14 protein-coding genes and 3 pseudogenes are annotated in these 19,229 nt (G+C 58.3%); 5 read left to right on the top strand and 12 right to left on the bottom strand.

The genetic code is table 11. The features are described 5' to 3' along the window. Positions 1-32: 32 nt before the first annotated feature. Positions 33-2,480, bottom strand: coding sequence for a UvrD-helicase domain-containing protein (locus tag DK870_RS04975; RefSeq protein WP_161548139.1), 2,448 nt, complete (start codon positions 2,478-2,480; stop codon positions 33-35). 217 nt (positions 2,481-2,697) lie between these two features. Here DK870_RS04975 and DK870_RS04980 point away from each other — a divergent pair, with 217 nt between their 5' ends. Then, positions 2,698-3,393, top strand: a complete 696-nt coding sequence (locus DK870_RS04980) for a pirin family protein (protein ID WP_060752894.1) — start codon at positions 2,698-2,700, stop codon at positions 3,391-3,393. A 160-nt stretch (positions 3,394-3,553) separates the two neighbouring features. Here DK870_RS04980 and pgm read toward each other — a convergent pair whose 3' ends face one another. From pgm to DK870_RS05000, 4 genes are all read right to left on the bottom strand, one after another. After that, the gene (pgm, locus tag DK870_RS04985) at positions 3,554-5,197 is read right to left on the bottom strand and encodes a phosphoglucomutase (alpha-D-glucose-1,6-bisphosphate-dependent) (protein ID WP_060752893.1); all 1,644 of its coding nucleotides are present in this window, start codon (positions 5,195-5,197) and stop codon (positions 3,554-3,556) included. A gap of 104 nt (positions 5,198-5,301) precedes the next feature. Next, positions 5,302-6,708 (bottom strand): PLP-dependent aminotransferase family protein, encoded by a 1,407-nt coding sequence (locus DK870_RS04990; RefSeq protein ID WP_161548140.1) that lies wholly within the window; start codon positions 6,706-6,708, stop codon positions 5,302-5,304. A 36-nt stretch (positions 6,709-6,744) separates the two neighbouring features. After that, positions 6,745-8,163 carry a hypothetical protein gene (locus DK870_RS04995; RefSeq protein WP_104993746.1) on the bottom strand — a complete coding sequence of 473 codons (1,419 nt, stop codon included), beginning with the start codon at positions 8,161-8,163 and terminating at the stop codon, positions 6,745-6,747. Positions 8,164-8,868: 705 nt separating this feature from the next. Beyond that, positions 8,869-9,891, bottom strand: coding sequence for a zinc-dependent alcohol dehydrogenase family protein (locus DK870_RS05000; protein WP_060752890.1), 1,023 nt, complete (start codon positions 9,889-9,891; stop codon positions 8,869-8,871). Positions 9,892-10,159: 268 nt separating this feature from the next. On the opposite strand from DK870_RS05000, the gene DK870_RS05005 reads away from it, so the two are divergent. Both DK870_RS05005 and DK870_RS05010 read left to right on the top strand, forming a co-directional pair. Continuing rightward, positions 10,160-11,074 (top strand): LysR family transcriptional regulator, encoded by a 915-nt coding sequence (locus DK870_RS05005; RefSeq protein WP_104993745.1) that lies wholly within the window; start codon positions 10,160-10,162, stop codon positions 11,072-11,074. Positions 11,075-11,227: 153 nt separating this feature from the next. Then, complete coding sequence (locus DK870_RS05010; protein ID WP_161548141.1) at positions 11,228-12,496, top strand: site-specific integrase; 1,269 nt, start codon at positions 11,228-11,230, stop codon at positions 12,494-12,496. 370 nt (positions 12,497-12,866) lie between these two features. Here DK870_RS05010 and DK870_RS29330 read toward each other — a convergent pair whose 3' ends face one another. The 4 genes and pseudogenes from DK870_RS29330 to DK870_RS05025 form a co-directional block, all read right to left on the bottom strand. Then, positions 12,867-13,070 carry a hypothetical protein gene (locus DK870_RS29330; RefSeq protein WP_178126858.1) on the bottom strand — a complete coding sequence of 68 codons (204 nt, stop codon included), beginning with the start codon at positions 13,068-13,070 and terminating at the stop codon, positions 12,867-12,869. Between the two features lie 7 nt (positions 13,071-13,077). Continuing rightward, positions 13,078-13,200, bottom strand: coding sequence for a hypothetical protein (locus DK870_RS29600; RefSeq protein ID WP_256679808.1), 123 nt, complete (start codon positions 13,198-13,200; stop codon positions 13,078-13,080). Between the two features lie 70 nt (positions 13,201-13,270). Further along, positions 13,271-13,996, bottom strand: a pseudogene (locus DK870_RS05020) (ferritin-like domain-containing protein). Next, positions 13,993-15,080: pseudogene (locus tag DK870_RS05025) on the bottom strand (hypothetical protein); the annotation flags it as partial. The pseudogenes DK870_RS05025 and DK870_RS05020, both read right to left, overlap by 4 nt. Here DK870_RS05025 and DK870_RS05030 point away from each other — a divergent pair. After that, positions 15,073-15,384: pseudogene (locus DK870_RS05030) on the top strand (transposase); the annotation flags it as partial. The pseudogenes DK870_RS05025 and DK870_RS05030 sit on opposite strands and share 8 nt — an antisense overlap. Before the next feature lie 570 nt (positions 15,385-15,954). Continuing rightward, positions 15,955-16,200: a reverse transcriptase N-terminal domain-containing protein gene (locus DK870_RS05035; RefSeq protein ID WP_256679809.1), complete on the top strand. Its 246-nt coding sequence runs from the start codon at positions 15,955-15,957 to the stop codon at positions 16,198-16,200. Positions 16,201-16,552: 352 nt separating this feature from the next. Here DK870_RS05035 and DK870_RS05040 read toward each other — a convergent pair whose 3' ends face one another. The 3 genes from DK870_RS05040 to DK870_RS05050 all read right to left on the bottom strand — a co-directional run bounded on the left by DK870_RS05040 (position 16,553) and on the right by DK870_RS05050 (position 19,103). Then, complete coding sequence (locus tag DK870_RS05040) at positions 16,553-17,707, bottom strand: fimbria/pilus outer membrane usher protein (protein WP_161548142.1); 1,155 nt, start codon at positions 17,705-17,707, stop codon at positions 16,553-16,555. A 101-nt stretch (positions 17,708-17,808) separates the two neighbouring features. Then, a complete protein-coding gene (locus tag DK870_RS05045; protein WP_372241653.1) occupies positions 17,809-18,486 on the bottom strand; it encodes a molecular chaperone in 678 nt (225 codons plus the stop codon). A 131-nt stretch (positions 18,487-18,617) separates the two neighbouring features. Further along, positions 18,618-19,103 carry a fimbrial protein gene (locus DK870_RS05050; RefSeq protein WP_161548143.1) on the bottom strand — a complete coding sequence of 162 codons (486 nt, stop codon included), beginning with the start codon at positions 19,101-19,103 and terminating at the stop codon, positions 18,618-18,620. Positions 19,104-19,229 lie beyond the last annotated feature (126 nt).

Below are 19,229 nucleotides of genomic sequence, written 5' to 3' on the forward strand. Positions count from 1 at the left end.
TGCCCGGGCCGTCGTGAGCAGCCCTGCCGGAGTCATCCACGCCGGTCGTCGAAGAACGCTTTCTTGCCATCCACCCGCTCCGAGGCCCTGGGCACATTCACGCCCTGGCCCTCCGGTTTCTCGACATACCAATAGCAGTGGCTCACCGCACGGGTAATACCGACGTAAGCCAGGCGCAGCACTTCGTCTTTTTGCGCCCTGTCATAGGGCTCGCTGTCGCCGTCCTTGCCCAGCCCGGCCATGCGGTAGACCTGGTTCTTGTAGGGCGAGCTGGTGACATGCTGGCAATCGCCCAGCAGGAAAACAGTATCCGCCTGCAGGCCCTTGGCGCTGTGATAAGTCAGCTGTTTCAACCTGCGAGCCGCTGGCGGCAAGCTAGAATCCAGATTAACTACAGACTGAATATGCTCTTGAATCAATAACTTATCGCTACTTTTTCGATACAACATCAAGATCGAATCACCTTTTTGATAATGCTCGAGCAGCGTGCGGCCCAGCGCGGCGTCATCGCGCTCAAGCACCGCAACCGGGACCAAGGGCTTGGGGGCGCCGCTGGCCTTGGCTTTTTTGCCGGGAATCGCCGGGGCGCTGCGCACGACATGCTCGGCGGCGTCGATGATGTGCTGGTGGCTGCGGTAGTTCTCGCCGAGCATCACACGGGTGGTCGCGGGTGACGGGAATTCCTGGTTGAACGCAATGAAATACTGGGGCGAACTGCCGCGCCAACCATAAATCGACTGCCAGTCGTCCCCTACGCAGAGTAAAGAAGAACGCTGCGCCCCACGCCCGACGTGCATCGCCGGGCCACGGCTGCGGATTTCACGCAGGCTGGCGCGAAGCCACGACACGATCTGCGGCGACACGTCCTGGAACTCATCGATCATCAGGTGCGACATCGGGCGCAGCAGCGGGTCGCTGAGCAACTTGAGGTTTTCCGGGGTGTTTTCACCGAACAGCGAGAACATGCGGTTGTAGGTCATGATCGGCGGCGACTGAGAGAGCAGATGGTCTTCCAGGGCTTTCCAGAAAATGCTCAGGGCCTCGAAGAAGAACCGGTCGGGGTCGTCCTTGGCGAAGCTCATCCGGCCCACCGCAGTGGGTACGTCCAGGCCAAGGTTTTCGATAAAGCCGGCAGCCGTGACAAAACTGTCCAGCAGAGGCGCCGATGCCAGCTCGCCTTTTACCTTGTAGTCAAACCCGGGGCCCGCCGTGGCATCCCCCGCCAGGCTGCCCAAAAGCCGTTTCGATGCCTCATAGTTATCAAGCCAAATCAAAGGCTTGCGGCAGAAAGCTTGAAACAGGGTGCGCTTTACCGCCCACTCTGCACGCACCGACAGTTTGGCATTGGGGCGTGTGATCTGGGCGTTCTCCCGGGCATCGAAGCCCAACACCACCCAAGCGTCCAGCTCAGCGATGTAGCCATGGCAATGAAACTGCGCACCGTTGATCTCGAAGGTCTGGCGGCTGGGCTCAATGCCTTTTATCGGCCAGGCGCCGGCACGAAACCACAGGTCTTCGATCACATCGCAGAGTTCTTCATCACGCTTGGCCGCCAATTCGGTCACCGCCATGCGCTTTTGCACATCCGGGTGGTCGCGCTCCAGTTCCTTGAGCTGCAGGCCCTGGCGCGCCAGCGGCACGATCAGTTCACGGAAGCGTTCATGGCGACCATGCAAGTGGTGGTAGCAGGCATTCAGCTGTTGGCGCTGCGCGTCGCTGATACGCAGGTCGAACGGGTTGCTGTCGGCGTCTTCAACCCCACTGCCGAGGTTCTCGAAGGCTTGCAGCCGTTCAAAGCCCGGCAGACTGCGCACCATGGGCAAAATGCGCGAGTGAAAGGTACGCACCACAGCCTGGGCCTCTTTGAGGCCAAGGGGTTGGCCCCACAGGCTGAGAATCTGCATGAGCTTGTTGATGAAGTCTTTGCGTGATTCGCGGGTGAAGGTCACCACCGTCATCGAGCTTAGCTCGAAGCCCAGATAATGGGTCAACAGCAGGATACGCAGCACCAGCGAGGTGGATTTACCCGCGCCCGCCCCGGCAATCACCGAGGTCGAGGGCGTGTCGCTGAAGATCATCTTCCACTGCGCCGCACTGGGCTGGGCATGCTCGGGGAGCAATCGGGCCACGTCGGCCTTCATGCGTTTTTTCACCTCGGCGGTCAGCGGCAGGCGCCAATCATCGAACAGGCTGTCGTCGATCCCCGGCGCGCGATGCTCGTCCGGTCGAAAGTCACGAATCAACAGGACTTGCCGGCCTTCCTCGATACCATCGGCCTTACCCTCGCGGTAGCCGTACTCCACGCCGGCCTCGTGCCCGCTGCGAAAACCATCCGCCTGGCCATGCAGCCAGGAAAACCGGTGCTGGGCCCGTAAACGGGTCAGGCCATGCCCGAACAGACGCGCCGCCAGACGCTTGAGTAGCGGCATTTCGGCCAGTGGGCGCAGTTCGGGCGGTAGATCAGGCTTTTGTTGCGGCACGCGGACTCCTGCGATGGACTGGCTTCGACAAGTGCGCCATGGTCGCCGGAAACGGCGTTCAGTTCCAGCCAATTGCTTTATCGTCATGCAGTTAGGCGATGAAGTGAAAGTCAAAACACGCGTAACCCATCTAATCTACTGATAGGAATAAGGCACTTTTTACGCTTTTTATCGATCATCCGCTGCCGGAAAATGGGCTCATTCACAGGAGACGATCATGCTTGAACTTCGACCCTTCAATACGTTGGGCGGCGCCCATCACGGCTGGCTGGACGCTCATCACCACTTTTCATTCGCCGAATACCACGACCCCAAGCGCATGCACTGGGGCAACCTGCGGGTGTGGAACGACGACATCATTGCGCCGGGCACCGGTTTTCCGCAGCACCCGCACCGCGATATGGAAATCATCACCTATGTGCGTGAGGGCGCGATCAGCCACGCCGATAACCTGGGCAACAAGGGTCGCACCGAGGCTGGCGACGTTCAGGTGATGAGCGCCGGCACCGGGATCGCCCACAGCGAATACAACCTGGAAGCCACACCGACGAAGATTTTCCAGATCTGGATTATCCCGAACGAATCGGGGTTGCCGCCGTCCTGGGGCGCCAAACCGTTTCCCAAAGGTGACCGCGAGGGTTTTGTGACCCTGGCCAGCGGCAAGGCCGGAGACAGCGAGAGCCTGCGCATTCGGGCGGACGCGCGCCTGGTGGCAGCGAACCTGAAAGCCGGGGAAAGTGCCGAATACCGGCTGGACAGCGGGCGGCGTGCGTATCTGGTGCCGGCGACCGGCGTGATTGAAGTCAACGGCTTGCGTGCACAAGCTCGCGACGGTGTTGCGGTGCAGGATGAGCAGGTATTGCGCGTAACGGCGATTGAGGACAGCGAGATTGTGCTGGTCGATCTGGCCTGACGGCCGGCGGCATGGATGACCTGTGGCGAGGGAGCTTGCTCCCGCTGGACTGCGTAGCAGGCCCAGTCTTTTCAAATCAAAAGCGTGGGCCGCTTTGCGGCCCAGCGGGAGCAAGCTCCCTCGCCACGGTGACAGTGTTCCTCAGTAACTGACTGACGTGTTACTCGGAAATCGCGCCGTCGACCAGCACCTGCGCTTCTTCCACCAACTGCTTGAGGTGATCTTCGCCAATAAAGCTCTCGGCGTAGATCTTGTAGATATCCTCGGTACCCGATGGGCGTGCGGCGAACCAGCCGTTTTCGGTCATCACCTTCAAGCCACCGATTGCCTGGTTATTGCCCGGCGCATGGCTGAGGATTTGCTGGATGCTTTCCCCGGCCAACTGCGTGGACGTGACCTGTTCCGGCGACAGCTTGCCCAACAGCGCTTTCTGCGCCGGGGTGGCCTTGGCGTCGACGCGGATCGCGAACGGCTCGCCCAGGGCATCGGTCAGGCCACGATAGATCTGGCTCGGGTCCTGGCCTTTGCGCGAGGTCATTTCCGCGGCCAGCAAGGCCGGGATCAAACCGTCCTTGTCAGTGCTCCACACGCTGCCGTCTTTACGCAGGAACGAGGCGCCGGCGCTTTCTTCGCCACCAAAGCCCAGCGAGCCTTCAAACAGCCCGTCGGCAAACCATTTGAAACCCACCGGCACTTCGTAGAGGCGACGCCCGATGCGCGCGGCGACGCGATCGATCAAGCCGCTGCTGACCACGGTCTTGCCCACGGCCGCATCGGCGCGCCAGTCAGGACGGTTCTGGAACAGGTAGTCAATCGACACGGCCAGGTAGTTGTTCGGCGCCAGCAGGCCACCGGACGGGGTGACGATGCCATGGCGGTCGTGGTCCGGGTCGCAGGCGAAGGCGACGTCGAAACGCTCCTTGAGGCCGATCAACCCTTGCATGGCATAGCTCGAAGACGGGTCCATGCGGATCTGACCGTCCCAATCCACGCTCATGAAGCGGAAGGTGGCGTCGACTTCGGTGTTCACCACGTCCAGGTTCAAGCGGTAGTGTTCAGCGATCGCCGACCAGTAGCGCACCCCTGCTCCGCCCAATGGGTCGACGCCCAGGCGCAGGCCCGCGCTGCGGATGGCGTCCATGTCGATCACGTTGATCAGGTCGGCCACGTAGCTGTTGAGGTAGTCATGCCGATGAGTGGTGTCGGCCTTGAGCGCCTGCGCATGGGTGATGCGCTTGACGCCGGCCAGTTTATTGGCCAGCAGTTCATTGGCCTTGGCTTCGATCCACTTGGTCACGTGGGTGTCGGCCGGGCCACCATTGGGCGGGTTGTACTTGTAGCCACCGCTTTGCGGCGGGTTATGGGATGGCGTGATGACGATACCGTCCGCCAGGCCGCTGGTGCGGCCACGGTTGTAGCAGATAATGGCGTGGGAAATCGCCGGTGTCGGGGTGTATTCATCCCCTTCGGCCAGCATCACGTGCACGCCATTGGCGGCCAGGACCTCCAGGGCGCTGGCGCCGGCCGGCGTCGACAGGGCGTGGGTATCCAGGCCCACGAATAGCGGGCCGTTGATCCCTTGGGCTTCACGGTACAGGCAGATGGCCTGACTGATGGCGAGCACATGCCATTCGTTGAAACTCAGCTCGAACGAGCTGCCACGATGCCCGGAGGTGCCGAAGGCCACGCGTTGAGTGGAGATTGCTGCATCAGGCTGGCCGGTGTAATAGGCCGTGACCAGTCGCGGGATATCCACCAGCAACTGAGCTGGCGCCGGCTTGCCCGCAAAAGGACTGATAGTCATGCATAAACCTCGAAAAGAAGGATTCGGAAAAAGTGACAGTTTACTGGGAGTTGGACTACTTCGCGACGATATCGATCCGACAGTGATTGGAGATTTTTCATACGCTAGTCGATCTGTGCCTGGCGCAATGCCTGTGCCAGGCAATCCAGGGTGATATCAAGGTTCAGTTGCCCACTGAACGTGTGGCTGAGCCGCAGATGCTGAGAATGCAAGCCGCTGAGGCTGAACAACTCACCCGGAGCAATCACCACGTGTTGCGCGACCATGCGCTGGAACACCTGACGCATATCCACCGCTGCCACCGATTCCAACCAGAAGCTTGCGCCGGCGATGGGCATGCGATAGCTCACGCGCCCCTCCAGGTGGGCATCCAGGCGCTCACTCATGGCCTCTGCCTGTTCGCACAAGTGCTCGCGCAACGTCTGCAGGTGCTGGTCGAACCGCCCGTTCTGGTAAAGCTGGGCGATGGCGCGTTGACGGATCGACGACAGCCTGAATGAGCGCAGCAGAAATTGGCGCTGCAACTCGCCGCTCAGGTGTCGCGACAAGACATAACCAAATGGCGCCTCCGGCCCGAGTACCTTTTCGAACGAGGAGAACACGATCAACCGCTCCGGGTTGACCAGGTTGCGCAGCGGGACCGGGGGCGATGCGAAACTCAGCTCACCGAATGTATCGTTCTCCAGCAACCAGCCGCCATAGTGCTCCAGCAACTGGGCCACGCGCAGCCGCTCTGCGGTCGACAGTGCATTGCCTGACGGCAGGCTGACCACCGATGACAGCAACACCAGGGGCACCGGTTCGTGACGCAGCAGCTGTTCGAGCATCGCCAGGTCCAGGCAACCGTCGGCCTGCCAAGGCAACTCGACGACCCGCACACCGGCAGCCTGCAACAGGCGCAAGATCAAATAATCACAAGGGGACTCGACCACCACCATACTGCCCTTGAGGCCCAATGCATCAATCAGGATCTCCAGCACGCCTCGCAAGTCTGCGCCGATGTACACCTCATCGGCCTGCCAGCAACGCGTGGGCGATGAGGTGTAGCGTGCCGCCAACGCCGTACGCAACTCCCACACGCCACAGGGTTGCGACCAGGGTTGCAGGTGATGCGGATGGCGCCGTACCAGTTGGCGCTCCAGCGTCAGCAAAGCGCCGTCGAGTGAGCCCAGCAGCGCCGGCTCATCACCACTGAGCACGGCCATTGCCGGACGCCGCGCCGCTACGTACAAGCGCTCGAGCAGATCGGCACCCGCCATCATTTGCGGGTTGACCGCAGCCGGCCAGGCAAAATAGCCGGATTTGGCTACTGAGTAGACCCGTCCTTCCTTCTCCAACAGTGAGTAAGCGTACTGAATCGTCGAGATCGACACGTTCAGCCGTGCCGACAACTGCCGCAGGGACGGCAGTTTGACCGGCGTGTCCAGGCTGACCTCGTTGATGAGGTTGATCATGTAGCGGTACACCGCCTGGTAAGCGAAATCCGCCTGTCGCTCCCCGCGCAGGGTCATTGGCGCTGACCTGGGCTGACAAACCGGTGCACGCGGCTAACGCCCCGACAACTGCGCCGCCTGCGCCTGGGCCAGGCGGCGGTTGCGCAGTTGGGCACCCCGTTCGATCTGTACCGGCCGCTTGCGGTACAGGTGTTGCAATAACGGCAGCGACAACCCGCTGGTATCGACCGCCCATTGCTGCAACACATCGCCGGCCGGCTTGCCTTGCAACACGTTGTGCAGCTCAGGGAGCGCCACCAGCATGCCCGGGTGGCATTGGCGCAGGTAGCCCTCCAGCCGCTCGCCATGGTGAATGAAGGGTGAGAACAACAGGCAGGTCAACTGCCCTTCATCCAGGCCGAAGAATTCCTGGGCATAGGTCGCTGACAGAATCCGTCCGTCATCTGAGCTTGCCTCGGCAATCAGGTGGTGTGGAATGTGCCGGCGGTACATGGCGTCCATTGCTTGCCTGACAAAGCTATCCACCCCTTCTGCGTAGGACAGCTCCCGCAGGCATTGGGCCTGCAGCCCATGCAAATGCGCCATCAGCAATGGGTTAGGGAACGCCGAATGGCTGAAGTGGAACGCAAAGGGGTCCGGTTTACGGGCCAGGAACTGCGTGAGCAGCGGTGTCGAAGCAACGTCCACCTCCCCCAGCAGATCGTCGATGCCGATATACGCCAGATGCCGGTGCCCGCCCCGGCCTGGGCTGTCGATGTCCACATAATGTTCGCCGTAGAGGTCACGGTAGCAACCGGCGCTCCACTCCTCCATGCGCGCAAACAGCGCATTGAGCGATGACGACTTGCCGGGGGGCAGAGTGATGCCCGCCGTAGTGGCCGTCTTTTTCAGCCAGGCCAGGTATTGGCTTTGCGTGCGCGCAGAATCGCCACTGACCACCGCATGCACCCCGCCCCCCCATGTGGTGACCCGTTGGTAGAAATCCCCCAGGCGCAGGTAGGTGTCGTTACACAATGTCGCCCTGATATCGCCGGACGTCAGGTGCCCTATCATCAGCATATTGCGCTGGCTGACCTCACGCCCCGCACTCGACGGCGGGCGCTGGTGATTGAATGGCAGCACTTCCTGGTTTTCCACCAGGAGCAGGTCTACGCGGGGATCGTCGTGCAGAAACAACGCGCTGTAGCCCTGGTACAGGGTGTCCAGTGTCGCCTGGGTCATGCCCGCATGCCGCAAGGTGGCTACACGCAGATGAAAGGTCTTGGGCGCCCGCCCGGCAATGGTCAATTGCGCCGCCCGCAGCAGCGCCAGGGTGTAGCTGCTGACAGCACCACCGCCATGGGCGACGAGCACCTTGTAGTCACCGACTTGTTCCATGCCGCCGGCAGCCACCACAATTCGCTGGATCAACAATTGAAGTGCCGTACGCTCGGCACGGGTAAAGTGCCCGATCAACCGCTGCAGAACTTGATGATAAACATAGTTCATGGCTTGCTCGTGAATTGCGCTCATTGCTTTACTACCCGAGTTGAAATATCAGTTTCAAGCAACTGCCAAGAGCAATTGCCTGACCTATTACATCTGTAGGTTTATTGCTCGTTACAGGGTACGAGGATGGATCAACATTAGCACCTTGCAACAAACCCACCGGAGCGTTACCAGTGGCATTCCAAATGACCACCTTCGACGAGAGCCGCGATCCTGCGCGCCCTACGGCGAAAGAAGGGATAACCCTAGGAATAATCCGACAGCGTCCTACACCGCTCTAACTAATAAATTAGAGAAATATCTGACCGACATTACTTACCTCTTTCACCCGAACCCTGAAAAACCGCCCAGGCATTCCCAATAAACTTTCAATACAAATAGGCAGGGCCGAATTAGTTTCGACGAAACGACGAGGTAGTTTCAGATAGTCAATCATTGCTCAGTCCTTGAGATGACAGTGAAGGCACAATTATCGGCACTCAAATAATGAATAACAGATACAGAACAGCGCCAGAAACCCGTTCAGATGATCAACCGGCCGCACGTTAATCGCGCCCACACAACAACGCCGCGCTGGAATTCAGGGCGGCGCGAGGGGCAAAGGTATTGTTTGCGGGGCAGAACAGCCCGGTGGCGGCTTAACCCAGGCGCGGGTTAAGCCCTGACAAATGGCGTATTTGCCTCATCCGCTCGGACCCAGGCGCGCTCATTTGCGAATACTCCTACAGCTCAAACAGCCTCAACCTGCAAGGCAACCCGCTCGCGACACGGGCATTCGTCCATGTAGCGGTGCGCTTCGACGAACTGGCTGAATGGGAACACCGTGGTTTTCAACGGCACCAGCACGCGGTCGGCGGTCAGTTGGTTGATGTCGCGCAACGCACGTTGCAGTGCCACCTGATCCTGGATGATGCCCAGCTCCGGCTTGCCGGTAAAATTACCGATGCAGTGCACAAAAAACTGAATGTTCTTCTGGAACGCGGCACAGGCCGGGAAAGGCGTCTGGTTGCCACCCTGCAAGCCATACAGCACCAGGCTGCCACGGGGCGCCAACACGTCGCCGAGCAGCGACATCTGCGGGCCACCCAGGCCATCGAACACCACATCCACACCGCGGTTATCCGTATATTTGTTGACTTGCATGAGCAGGTCCTGCTCTTCAGTCACGATCACCTTCTCTGCGCCAAGCGACAGCAGATACTCACGCTCCGCGCTGTCCTTGGTCGCGGCAATTACCCGCACACCCAGGGCCTTGCCCAGTTGCACGAACGAAGGGCCCGCGCAGTGGCTGGCGTCAGTCACCAGGGCAAACTGGCCTGGCTTGACCCGCGCCAGGTCCACATAGGCAAAGTAGGCGATCAACAGCGGCGTGTAGTGCACGCTGGCTTCAATAGGGCTCAAGACGTCCGGATAACGGGTCAAGGCCGAGCGAGGCAGAACGATCTGCTCGCCATATACCGGGTAGTCATTGGGGCTCTCGGCCGGAAAACTGGCCACCTTATCACCCACTGCCAAGTCGTCCACGCCGTCGCCCAGGGCGACAACAACGCCGGCCATCTCATGGCCAAGGCCCGACGGCAAACGGGCATGGGAAGACGCCAGGTTCTGACGCCAGAGAATGTCGTACCAACTGATGCCAATCGCGTCGACGCGCACCTGCACTTCGCCCGGTGCGGGCTGTGCGGCTGCATGCTCTTCGCACTTGAGCACCTCGGCCGGACCAAACTTGTGAAAACGGATCGTGCGGGACATCGCAAACCTCGCCAAAGTAACCTCTAATGCCATGAACTCTATCTGGGCTTTCCGGGCAAGGCCACCGGTCGCCGTTAATAGTCAACATGCCTGCCATTGATTCAGCTTCTGAGGAATAGACCCCAAGACTCGTAGGAAAACTCAATTAGCCGGTGCAGAGTACCAGTCTTTCCCCGTAAGATTCATGCCGGTCATACTTTTGAATGGAATCTGAAGGTTCTGAATATGGCCGTTCTCGTCAAGCTTGCTGACTCTTCCAGGACCCAAGATGAACCGTAACGACCTGCGTCGTGTCGACCTTAACCTCTTGATTGTATTCGAAACCCTGATGCATGAGCGCAGTGTGACCCGCGCCGCCGAGAAATTGTTCCTTGGCCAGCCGGCCATCAGCGCGGCGTTGTCACGCCTGCGTGGGTTGTTCGATGACCCGCTGTTCGTGCGTACCGGGCGCAGCATGGAACCCTCGGCCCGCGCCGTGGAAATCTTCGCACTGCTCTCCCCGGCCCTGGACTCGATTTCCACCGCCGTCAGCCGCGCCGCCGAGTTCGACCCGGCCACCAGCACCGCGGTGTTTCGTATCGGGCTGTCCGATGACGTCGAATTCGCCCTGCTGCCCCAACTGCTCAAACGCCTGCGCGCCGAAGCCCCCGGCATCGTGCTGGTGGTGCGCCGGGTCAACTACATCCTCATGCCCGGCCTGCTGACCTCCGGCGAAATCTCCATCGGCGTCAGCTACACCGCCGACTTGCCAGCCAACGCCAAGCGCAAGGTACTGCGCCGCAGCCTGCCCAAACTGTTGCGCGCCGACAGCGTCCCCGGCTCCCTGAGCCTGGACGACTTCTGCGCCCGCCCCCACGCGCTGGTGTCGTTCGCAGGCGACCTCAGCGGCTTTATCGATGAAGAATTGGAAAAACTCGACCGCAAACGCCACGTCGTCCTCGCCGTGCCGCAGTTCAACGGGCTGGGCACCCTGCTGGCCGGCACCGACATCCTGGCCACCGTGCCGGACTATGCGGCCGACGCACTGACCTCCGCCGGCGGCCTGCGCGCCGAAGACCCACCCCTGCCGGTGCGCAGCTTTGAACTGCATATGGCGTGGCGTGGCTCGCAGGATAATGATCCGGGGGAACGGTGGTTGCGGTCGCGGATTCAGATGTTCTTTGGGGACCCCGATAGCCTGTAATGGAATTCCATTAAATTCCATAAAGCCGTTTTATAACAGTAGGTTATCCACAAAATCAGTCTATTGCCGTCTGTCTAAATCCGATGGATTCCAGAGCTTATGGGGGCATAATTGGGGGCAAATTTCGGTTCCTTAAAAAGGATGCCCCCACCGATGCCCCCAGATAATGCGGTTGTTTTCAAACGAAAACTCAGCGATGCATTGATACGTTCGTTGACCGAACCCGGCAAACACGCCGACGGTGAAGTCCCTGGGCTCTACCTAGAGGTGAGGGCGTCGAGCAAGGTCGGAAAATCTCCATCCAAGTTCTGGCGTTTGAAGTATCGGCTGCATGGCAAGGAAAACCGCTTTTCCATCGGTGCTTATCCCGACATCGGCCTGAAAGAAGCGCGCGACATTGCCCGCGGCGCACGCCGCGATGTGGCTAACCACACCGCCCCGCTAAAGGCAAAGACCGCCAAGATCGAGGCACAGTTGCTCAATGAAGAGCGCACCTTCGCGTACGTGGCCGAGCAATGGTTAGAATTCAAATCTGCCGAACTGGTGACTAAATCAATCTCAGGGTTTAGCGGAGCGCTTAACAACCACATCTTGCCTGCCATTGGCAAAAAACCCGTCAGCGAGATCAAACTGGAGCACATCACCACGATCATCACCGAGCTGCGCCGCCAGCGCATCATGGCCATGGCGCGGCGCGTGCGCACGATCATCCGTGCCGTCCTGGGCTTTGCCGAAGGGCGCGGCTGGGTGGAGCGCAACGTGGCGCTCAGCAACATTGAGGAGTTGAAGATCCGCCATGTCGTGACCAGCAACCCAGCGATCGAAAGGCCGGCCGACCTGGGCAGTTTTTTGCTGCGACTGGATGACTTCAACGACGGCAGCGTTACCGCCGCAATGCGCTTGCTGGTCATGTTGCCGGTCCGCCCAGGCGAACTGGTGCAGATGCGCTGGGAAGATGTCGACTTGGTGGGCGCCGATTGGCGCTATGTGGTGAGCAAGACCAAGCATTTGGACAAGAGTAAACACATCGTGCCGTTACCTGAGCAAGCCTTGGTTTTGTTACGCGAGCTTCATAAAACCCGCGTGGTGGATAAAGAAGGCAAAGGTTGGGTGTTCGTGTCGCCGGTTTACCCTGGTCGCCCCATCAATCCAACCTCAATGCTCAAGTCCTTTCAGCGTATTTGGCCGGAGTACGACATCACCGCGCACGGCTTTCGCGCCACCTACCGGACCATCGCACACGAGCACTTGGGTATTGATCCAATCGTACTCGAATTGTCGTTATCTCACCGGATGCCAGGTGCACTGGGGGCTGTGTATGCCCGCGCACAATTACTAGTGCAACGCCGAGAGGCGGCGCAACAATGGGCAAACTACCTAGACCAGTTGCGGCAAAACGCTGCGCACGTGACCTCAGATTGAGATACAGAGCAGACATTAAGTGATGGAGTGGAAAACGAGACTCGCATCTGATGTCCGACCCATTGAAATCTAAGAGGTTTCCTTTCTTGCCGAAGCAGGAAAAGACTCAATTATGGACTTGTTTTTGGGGAGTATCAAGGCCAAGAGGAGTGATGCCGGGCTGCGCCAACTCATGCGACCCATAGCCAATAGGACGGGTGCCTTGGCTCTGGACAATCATCCTGTCAAATGATCCAGAACCCATCGGCGAAATCCGGCTAGCTCGGAGGTCACGATTGCATCGTCCGCGCCGCGAATGCCATGCATATCAGCAGTTACATTTGCGCCTGATTGGCGCCCACGACGCCCCCTCACACCGAGCCTTAGCCGCTCACTTTTTCATACGTTGAACGAGGATAGACGACCCTACGCATTCCTTTCGCTCCCCCGTCCCTCCCTTCCCAAGCAGGCACAACGAGGCTAGATTGAGACAATCGCGCTGATTGCGCGCCAGCATTTCCACCGTCAGTTGATAAGCCTGGTCGGCCGCATCCTTGAGCAGTTGCCAATCCTCCAGGCTGATAAATTGTTGCAACACCAACTCATCGGCGCGCCGAATCAGCGTGTTTGTTGCGATAATCCTTGGGAAAGTCCAGGCGATACGCATCGTCCTCGAGCAACAGCCGCCAGGCTTTCAATTCCATCTCAAGGTCGGTCTCACTCATGGGCTGTTGTCCTTTTAAAGTTCGAACCGGCGGTCCACCCCAGACGGGGTGGAGCTACGTGGAAGCAAGCTCAGCTTACTTGCGCGAGCAGATCTTGCCTGATGAAGTTGCGCACCGTGGCCAGGTGCGTTTCCTCCTGTTCCAGGGCATGGCCGAAGCGCTTGGCGATTAGCGGATGACCGCCCTCCTTCGCCAGTTCGATCAGCAATTCTCACGCGCGTTGCCTTCCCGTTCGATGGTCAGGATCGCGCTCATGGATTGGGACACGGTCGTGCGTGGGTCGGTCAATACCTGCAGCACGCCCATCGCCTTAACGCCCGCCACGTCCGCGCAAGGCGTCATGGCCGTCGGGTCTCCGCCGAGGGTTTCGATGGCTTCGCGCACGATGTTCACGTGCTCGAGTTCCTCGGCCTGGATCTGCAGCAAGGTCTCGACCAACGCCGGATCGGCGCCGGGGGCGGACGTCGCCTTGGCGACCATCGCTTCATACAACCGCACGCCGGTGCGTTCAAAGGCCAGGCGTTCGCCGAGCTTGTCCAGCAGCACTTCCGGCGCCTTGCCGATGGTTTTTGTCCAATGCGGTCTTGACCATGCCCTTGACCGAGCCCGGCGCCGGCACCGAGCCGATCAGGTCGGCCTCGCGGATGGCGCGCTCTCGTTCGGCGGTGTAGTCGCTCATATCGCCCGGCACATCCACCGGGAACAGTCGGGTGGCTTCCAGTTGGCGAGCGGTGTCTTCGGGAGACATCTGGGCGCCGGTACGATTGAGGCCGATAGTGACTTGGCGTTCGCTCATTGCTGTTCTCCCACGGGGTTGATTTCGGTGCCGGGCTTGAAGGTGTAGCCGGCGGAGACGATGTTGGCAGGCACGCCTTCGCTGTTGAGCTGGGCGCGGTAGTCGAGGGAGGCGTGGCCTTCACGTTGCTTGGGCACGTAGTCGATGCCGTGGGCGCGCAGATCGACTTCGCTGGACAAGGTCTCGCGGACGAAATCACGCAGGCTCTTGAACTCGATCATGCGCGGCAACTGACCGCTGAGCACTTCGGCGGGATCGCGTCGCTCGTACTTCTTGAACAGTTCGCAGGCCAGGCTCAAGTGCCCCAGTTCGTAATCGACGAAGCGTTCCCACATCGCCTTGATCCGTGGGTTTTCTTCCTGCTCGGCGCAGCTGGCGTAGGTGTAGACCTCCATCGCCTCATGCACCAGCCACTTCTCCACGAAGGTTTCGCTGGGGTCCTGCAATGAGCCATATTGGGTGACATGCTGCTCTTCCACCGAGGCGATTTCGGCATACAACGCGCGCGCCACCGGGTCGGCAAACAGCGGACCGATGTTCATGTAGTAATCGTGGGTCTGGTATTCCGCACCGGTGATCAGCGCCGCATGGATCTTGGTGATCAGCGCGGCGTTCTCCTTCTTGTAATTGTCGCGCAGGTCATCGCCGGGGGCATGGTGGTGCTCGCTGGTGGGCCGGCCGGGCACGATGTCCGTGTAGCCTTGCAGGATGTTGTTGGCGTCTTTGCCTTCCAACCGATCAAGCATGGCCGAGTAACGATAGAGGTAGTCGAAATCTTCCAGCAGGCCAAAACGATAGGTCTGCGCCTGATAAGGATCGGGCTCGTTCTGGGCGACAGCGGCAGTCACTTCAATGGCGACCTGTTCGTAGGCCACGGTGGTTTCAAGGGGCGAATGATCAGCCGACAGCAGCCAGTTTATCGCGGTCATCTGATGCTGCTCGGCACGCCTTACCTGGGCCAGGGTAGTTGCAATTCCTTGTGGAAACGCGCGCCGAAATGCTTGAGCCGCAGTGCGTCGGATTCGACGCCGTTCATCAGGATCACCCGCACTCGCGTGAACGCATCGTCATCCAGTTTGCGAAAGTTCTTCGAGCTGCACGCCACCAACAAGAGCCGGCTCGCCGAACAGGCCTTGCGGTACATCCAGTTGCTTTACGAAATCGAGAGCGAGGCCCGTAACCTTGAACCGGATTTACACCGCCGAATACGGCAAGAAAAAGCTGTACCGGTGATGGATGCTCTGCATGCCTGGATGATCGCCCAGTGCCAGATCGTGCACGACGGCTCGGCGATAAGCAAAGCTCTGGATTACAGCTTCAAACGCTGGACGGCGCTGTCGCGCTACCTCGACGACGGGGCGATACCCATTGACAATAGTTGGTGCGAAGTGCGACACGAAGTCGCTTAATGAAGTTGTTCCCCCAGCGGGAACCATCCGTGTCACCGGGTGAATCTAGAAGGCTGAATCAAGAGCGCCTTCGACAATGGAACGAGGCACCGCAAGGTGCGGGGTACCAATCGTGAGAGGCGTACCCTTCTGGCAGCCATGGCCAGACCAGGGCTAGATAGTCGGTATGGTGAACACATGTGTATCTGCGCAACGATCGTTAAGTTGAACAAGCGGAAATGGCTTACACGCTCGAACCAAAATGGTACTGGAGGTGGGAATTGCGTCTTTCGATTACGCACTCGTGCCCCACATGCCTCCCGGTCGATAGCAGGCACCTAACCCGACGCACTTAGGCGGAATGGAAATCCCGTATCGCTCCCGTCAGGGAAAGCCGTTTGTAAAAACTGCCCATGGCGGTGCGGGCGAAGGAACGAGGAAAAAGCGAACGCCATCCTGTAATGGGTTGGATAGAGGTTGAAACATCACTTCACGCGAAAGCGGGCAGACGTCCTCATGGTCTTTCTTCACACGAGAGTAGGTGGAACCCTTTCAACGGAAGGAGAGCAAATGAACGCAGCAGCATTGGTGTGTGCACCTTCCGGCACGTCGTGGGACGGCATTGATTGGATCGCCGTACAACGACGTGTCAAAGGGCCGCAAGCGCGTATTGTGAAGGCTGTACAAGACGGCAGGCATAACAAAGCGAGAGCCTTGCAATGGCTGCTGACTCACTCGTTTAGCGGCAAAGCTTTAGCCGTGAAACGTGTGTCTGAAAACAAAGGCAAAAATACTCCCGGTGTGGACAAGTGTTGACGCCGACGCCGAATTGCCCCACGTGCCGAGGCAAGACGGATCCATCTCTAAACCTGCACAAATCCGGCACAGACAGTGATTCGCGAGGAGTCAGACTGGGTCAGTGAAATCTCGGCAACTGGGGCAATTCGGCGTCGGTGCGAACATGTCTGGGCCACATTACGTATAAAATGTGGCTGAGCACATTTTATGCGGTAGTTCCGCACATACGGATCTGTGCGGGGGGCGGCAGGTAACTGCCGTTCCTACCGCGACCCAGAGTGCACCTATCCCTGCTTCAGGAAAAGAAACCTTTAAAATTAAAAAGGCCGAATCCCAAATGCGAGTCTTGTTGCTGACGTCATCGAATTTGCTAAGCTGCAACGACTTTAGGAGCGTTTTGTCGCGATGGCGGTGGGTCAGTTAGCATCAATCGCGAGCACGCCCAATCACTGAGGATCACGGTATAGAATGCAAGCCCCCGGCAGCCATCCGTCATGCTCGCTATCCGAAATGTTACCTCATTCCTTCCCCTCAGGTTGTGCCGATCACCGGCTGGGACATACGTCTGGTAAATAATGTACCCGTTCTGCCGGACCGTGACCTGGGCATTACTTTGTGCGATACCCCGCACCACGGGCGCAAAGCCTTTGAGGCTGTCGGGAAACATATTATCGTCCGACGCCAACTGCGCGCCTCGATATTGCACACTGTTAAACACATCATTAGGCGTGGAGCTGTCGCCCAGGGTCAGTTGGCCTTTTAAAGAATGGATATCGCGCTGAGCATACGTATTGATATTTTCCCAATTACTTTGCCCGTTACTGGAACTGACCGACGAATAGTTGCGCAGACGCCAATCTCCCAGGTTCACACCACTGCGCAAATTCAGGTAATAACTGTCATCCGTGCCAGGACGACCGTCTCGCGAGGTGTTAGCACCGCTGAAGCTGTAATTCAATAGCCCGGCGGTCAAGCCCTTGTCCCACAGGTCCGGATCAACATAACCCCGTGCTTCACTGGTCAGTGCAGCTTGTGGGATGCTGATATCCAGACGCTGCTGAGAAAAGTTAAATTGACTGCTGGCCTGTGGAATATAGTGATGCAGATCCGTAATCATCTGCGTGTCGGGTAACTGCTGCAAACTCGGAAAAGCTTCGAGTTTGACGCCCATATCTTGCAGTTGTTGCACTGAGATTTCCGGCTGCAGTTTTCCGTCGACTTTTACAAAATTCACATCACGCTGATTGACCCGGATGTCGTTCATATAGATGTCGACTCGATAAGCCCCCGGGATCTGCCCACCCTGGCTGGAAAACTGTTCAAGATCGATATGTGCTTGATCAGTTGTATCAATCTCGAGTGCATGGGGGTTGAAGTAATCTTGGGCCGTCGCCGAGACAGGCTGCAAACTGAACCCCAAGATGCAATGAGACGCTATCAAGACTGCCAGACGAGTTGGAGCAAAAAAACCAGAGCAGACACCTTTGTCAGACGTCGGTGCCAAGCTGTAATTTTTAATACCCATACATATGCTCCGCTTCATCCAATAAATACAGGCCACCTCTATTCCGCAGGTAATCGACCCAATAAAAACTTAACCAAATATTGATGGTGCCACGCCCGGCATCAAAGAGGCGTGCTGGTCGCCGGGGAGATACCGCCATAATCATTGATGGCTTCCCAACCTACGGCGCCGCTGGCACCCGCGGGCAATGTCCAGGCAAACGTACTTTTAGGCGCAACCATCCCGGGATCTTTTATAGCTTTTCCGCCAACACTGAGGCTGTAAAACGAAACATGATAGGGCGTTGGGTTGTTGGCAATTAACTGGTCACCGCTACGAGAAAATGTCAGTGACTTATAAGCCTCGCCGGCTTGGCCAGACAGACCTGCCGGACGGAAAAACAGTTTGATTCGGCTCTTCACGGCTATTTGAAGCTGATTGGTATCGCTTTTATCCGAAGTAGGAATCGCTTTGATATTGACCCAGAACACCGATTCTTTATCTTCAGGGAATTGCCCGCCCGTACGGAGGATGCGCAATATATTTTCCTGCCCCGCATCGAGACGAAAAAGTGGCGGAGTCATGACAAACGGAGCTTTTCGACCCTCGACCAAAGCATCATCGACCCACGACTGAATCAGATAAGGCTTGGCTTCATCCTTATTGCTAACTGAAATGGATGTTTCTTTTTTCGAAGCGTCATATATTACTCGAGTTCCGCCCACCACCACGCCCGCCCACGCACCAGGCGCCGTCACCATGATACAGCCCGCGACACACACGGCTTTTAACCAATGCACAAGGAATCTCCTTAACTGGTCATTACGTAGATATGTTCAGGGAATATAAATCCAGAGAAACGCCGGGCATTGGACACCCAATGCCCGAACGACTCTCTTAGTTGTACATAATAGTGAAATCACTTACAGCGTTAGCAGTACGCAACCACTGGACCGGTAGCAACGTATTTAGCAAAGAACTCAAACGTGGTATCGGCGGTGCTGGACAGCGGCTTGCTGAGAGAGGCTTGGCCTACCGGAACCAGGGTAGCGGCATCGTCCTCATACAGACCGACGGCCACCCCAGTCGCTGCGTTGGCGCCAGCTGTTACTTTCAACAGAGCATTGTTATCACTATCGATAGGGCCGTCGAATTTTACACTCGCATTAGTCACAGCCGCCGGGCAGTTGGTCAGCACAATGTTGAATTTGGTCGGAGCAGCAACGGAGCCTACGTTCGGCAAGGCGCCCTGACTGATGGTCCCCATAGTGACGGTCTGGTTCCCGGTACCTGGGATCACAGTGCAGGCATCCGCAGTGATGGTACCGACAAAGTTGATCGTACCGTCGGCCGCATTCACCATACCGCCCATTGTCGAACCGGCCAGCAATGCAACAGCGATCATAGTCTTCTTCATTTAAACATACCTTCCAGGTTAATAAATTCGGCGCCTGCTTTCGTTGCATCGCGCAACTTACTTACATCAGGCAATTCAAGATGGTGCGCTGTAAAAGCGCCCCCTACTTTCTTTTGCTCTTCAAGA

Source organism: Pseudomonas sp. Q1 (genome assembly GCF_009935975.1).
Taxonomy (GTDB): Bacteria; Pseudomonadota; Gammaproteobacteria; order Pseudomonadales; family Pseudomonadaceae; genus Aquipseudomonas; species Aquipseudomonas palleroniana.

Excerpts from the sequence above, each read along its gene's own strand:
- DK870_RS05005 (WP_104993745.1), top strand. The coding sequence starts at position 10,160 with ATGAACCGTAACGACCTGCGTCGTGTCGACCTTAACCTCTTGATTGTA.
- DK870_RS29600 (WP_256679808.1), bottom strand. The coding sequence starts at position 13,200 with ATGAGTGAGACCGACCTTGAGATGGAATTGAAAGCCTGGCGGCTGTTG.
- DK870_RS05000 (WP_060752890.1), bottom strand. The coding sequence starts at position 9,891 with ATGTCCCGCACGATCCGTTTTCACAAGTTTGGTCCGGCCGAGGTGCTC.
- DK870_RS04990 (WP_161548140.1), bottom strand. The coding sequence starts at position 6,708 with ATGACCCTGCGCGGGGAGCGACAGGCGGATTTCGCTTACCAGGCGGTG.
- DK870_RS05040 (WP_161548142.1), bottom strand. The coding sequence starts at position 17,707 with ATGGGTATTAAAAATTACAGCTTGGCACCGACGTCTGACAAAGGTGTC.
- DK870_RS05010 (WP_161548141.1), top strand. The coding sequence starts at position 11,228 with ATGCCCCCAGATAATGCGGTTGTTTTCAAACGAAAACTCAGCGATGCA.
- DK870_RS04995 (WP_104993746.1), bottom strand. The coding sequence starts at position 8,163 with ATGAGCGCAATTCACGAGCAAGCCATGAACTATGTTTATCATCAAGTT.
- DK870_RS05035 (WP_256679809.1), top strand. The coding sequence starts at position 15,955 with ATGAACGCAGCAGCATTGGTGTGTGCACCTTCCGGCACGTCGTGGGAC.
- DK870_RS04980 (WP_060752894.1), top strand. The coding sequence starts at position 2,698 with ATGCTTGAACTTCGACCCTTCAATACGTTGGGCGGCGCCCATCACGGC.
- pgm (WP_060752893.1), bottom strand. The coding sequence starts at position 5,197 with ATGACTATCAGTCCTTTTGCGGGCAAGCCGGCGCCAGCTCAGTTGCTG.
- DK870_RS05050 (WP_161548143.1), bottom strand. The coding sequence starts at position 19,103 with ATGAAGAAGACTATGATCGCTGTTGCATTGCTGGCCGGTTCGACAATG.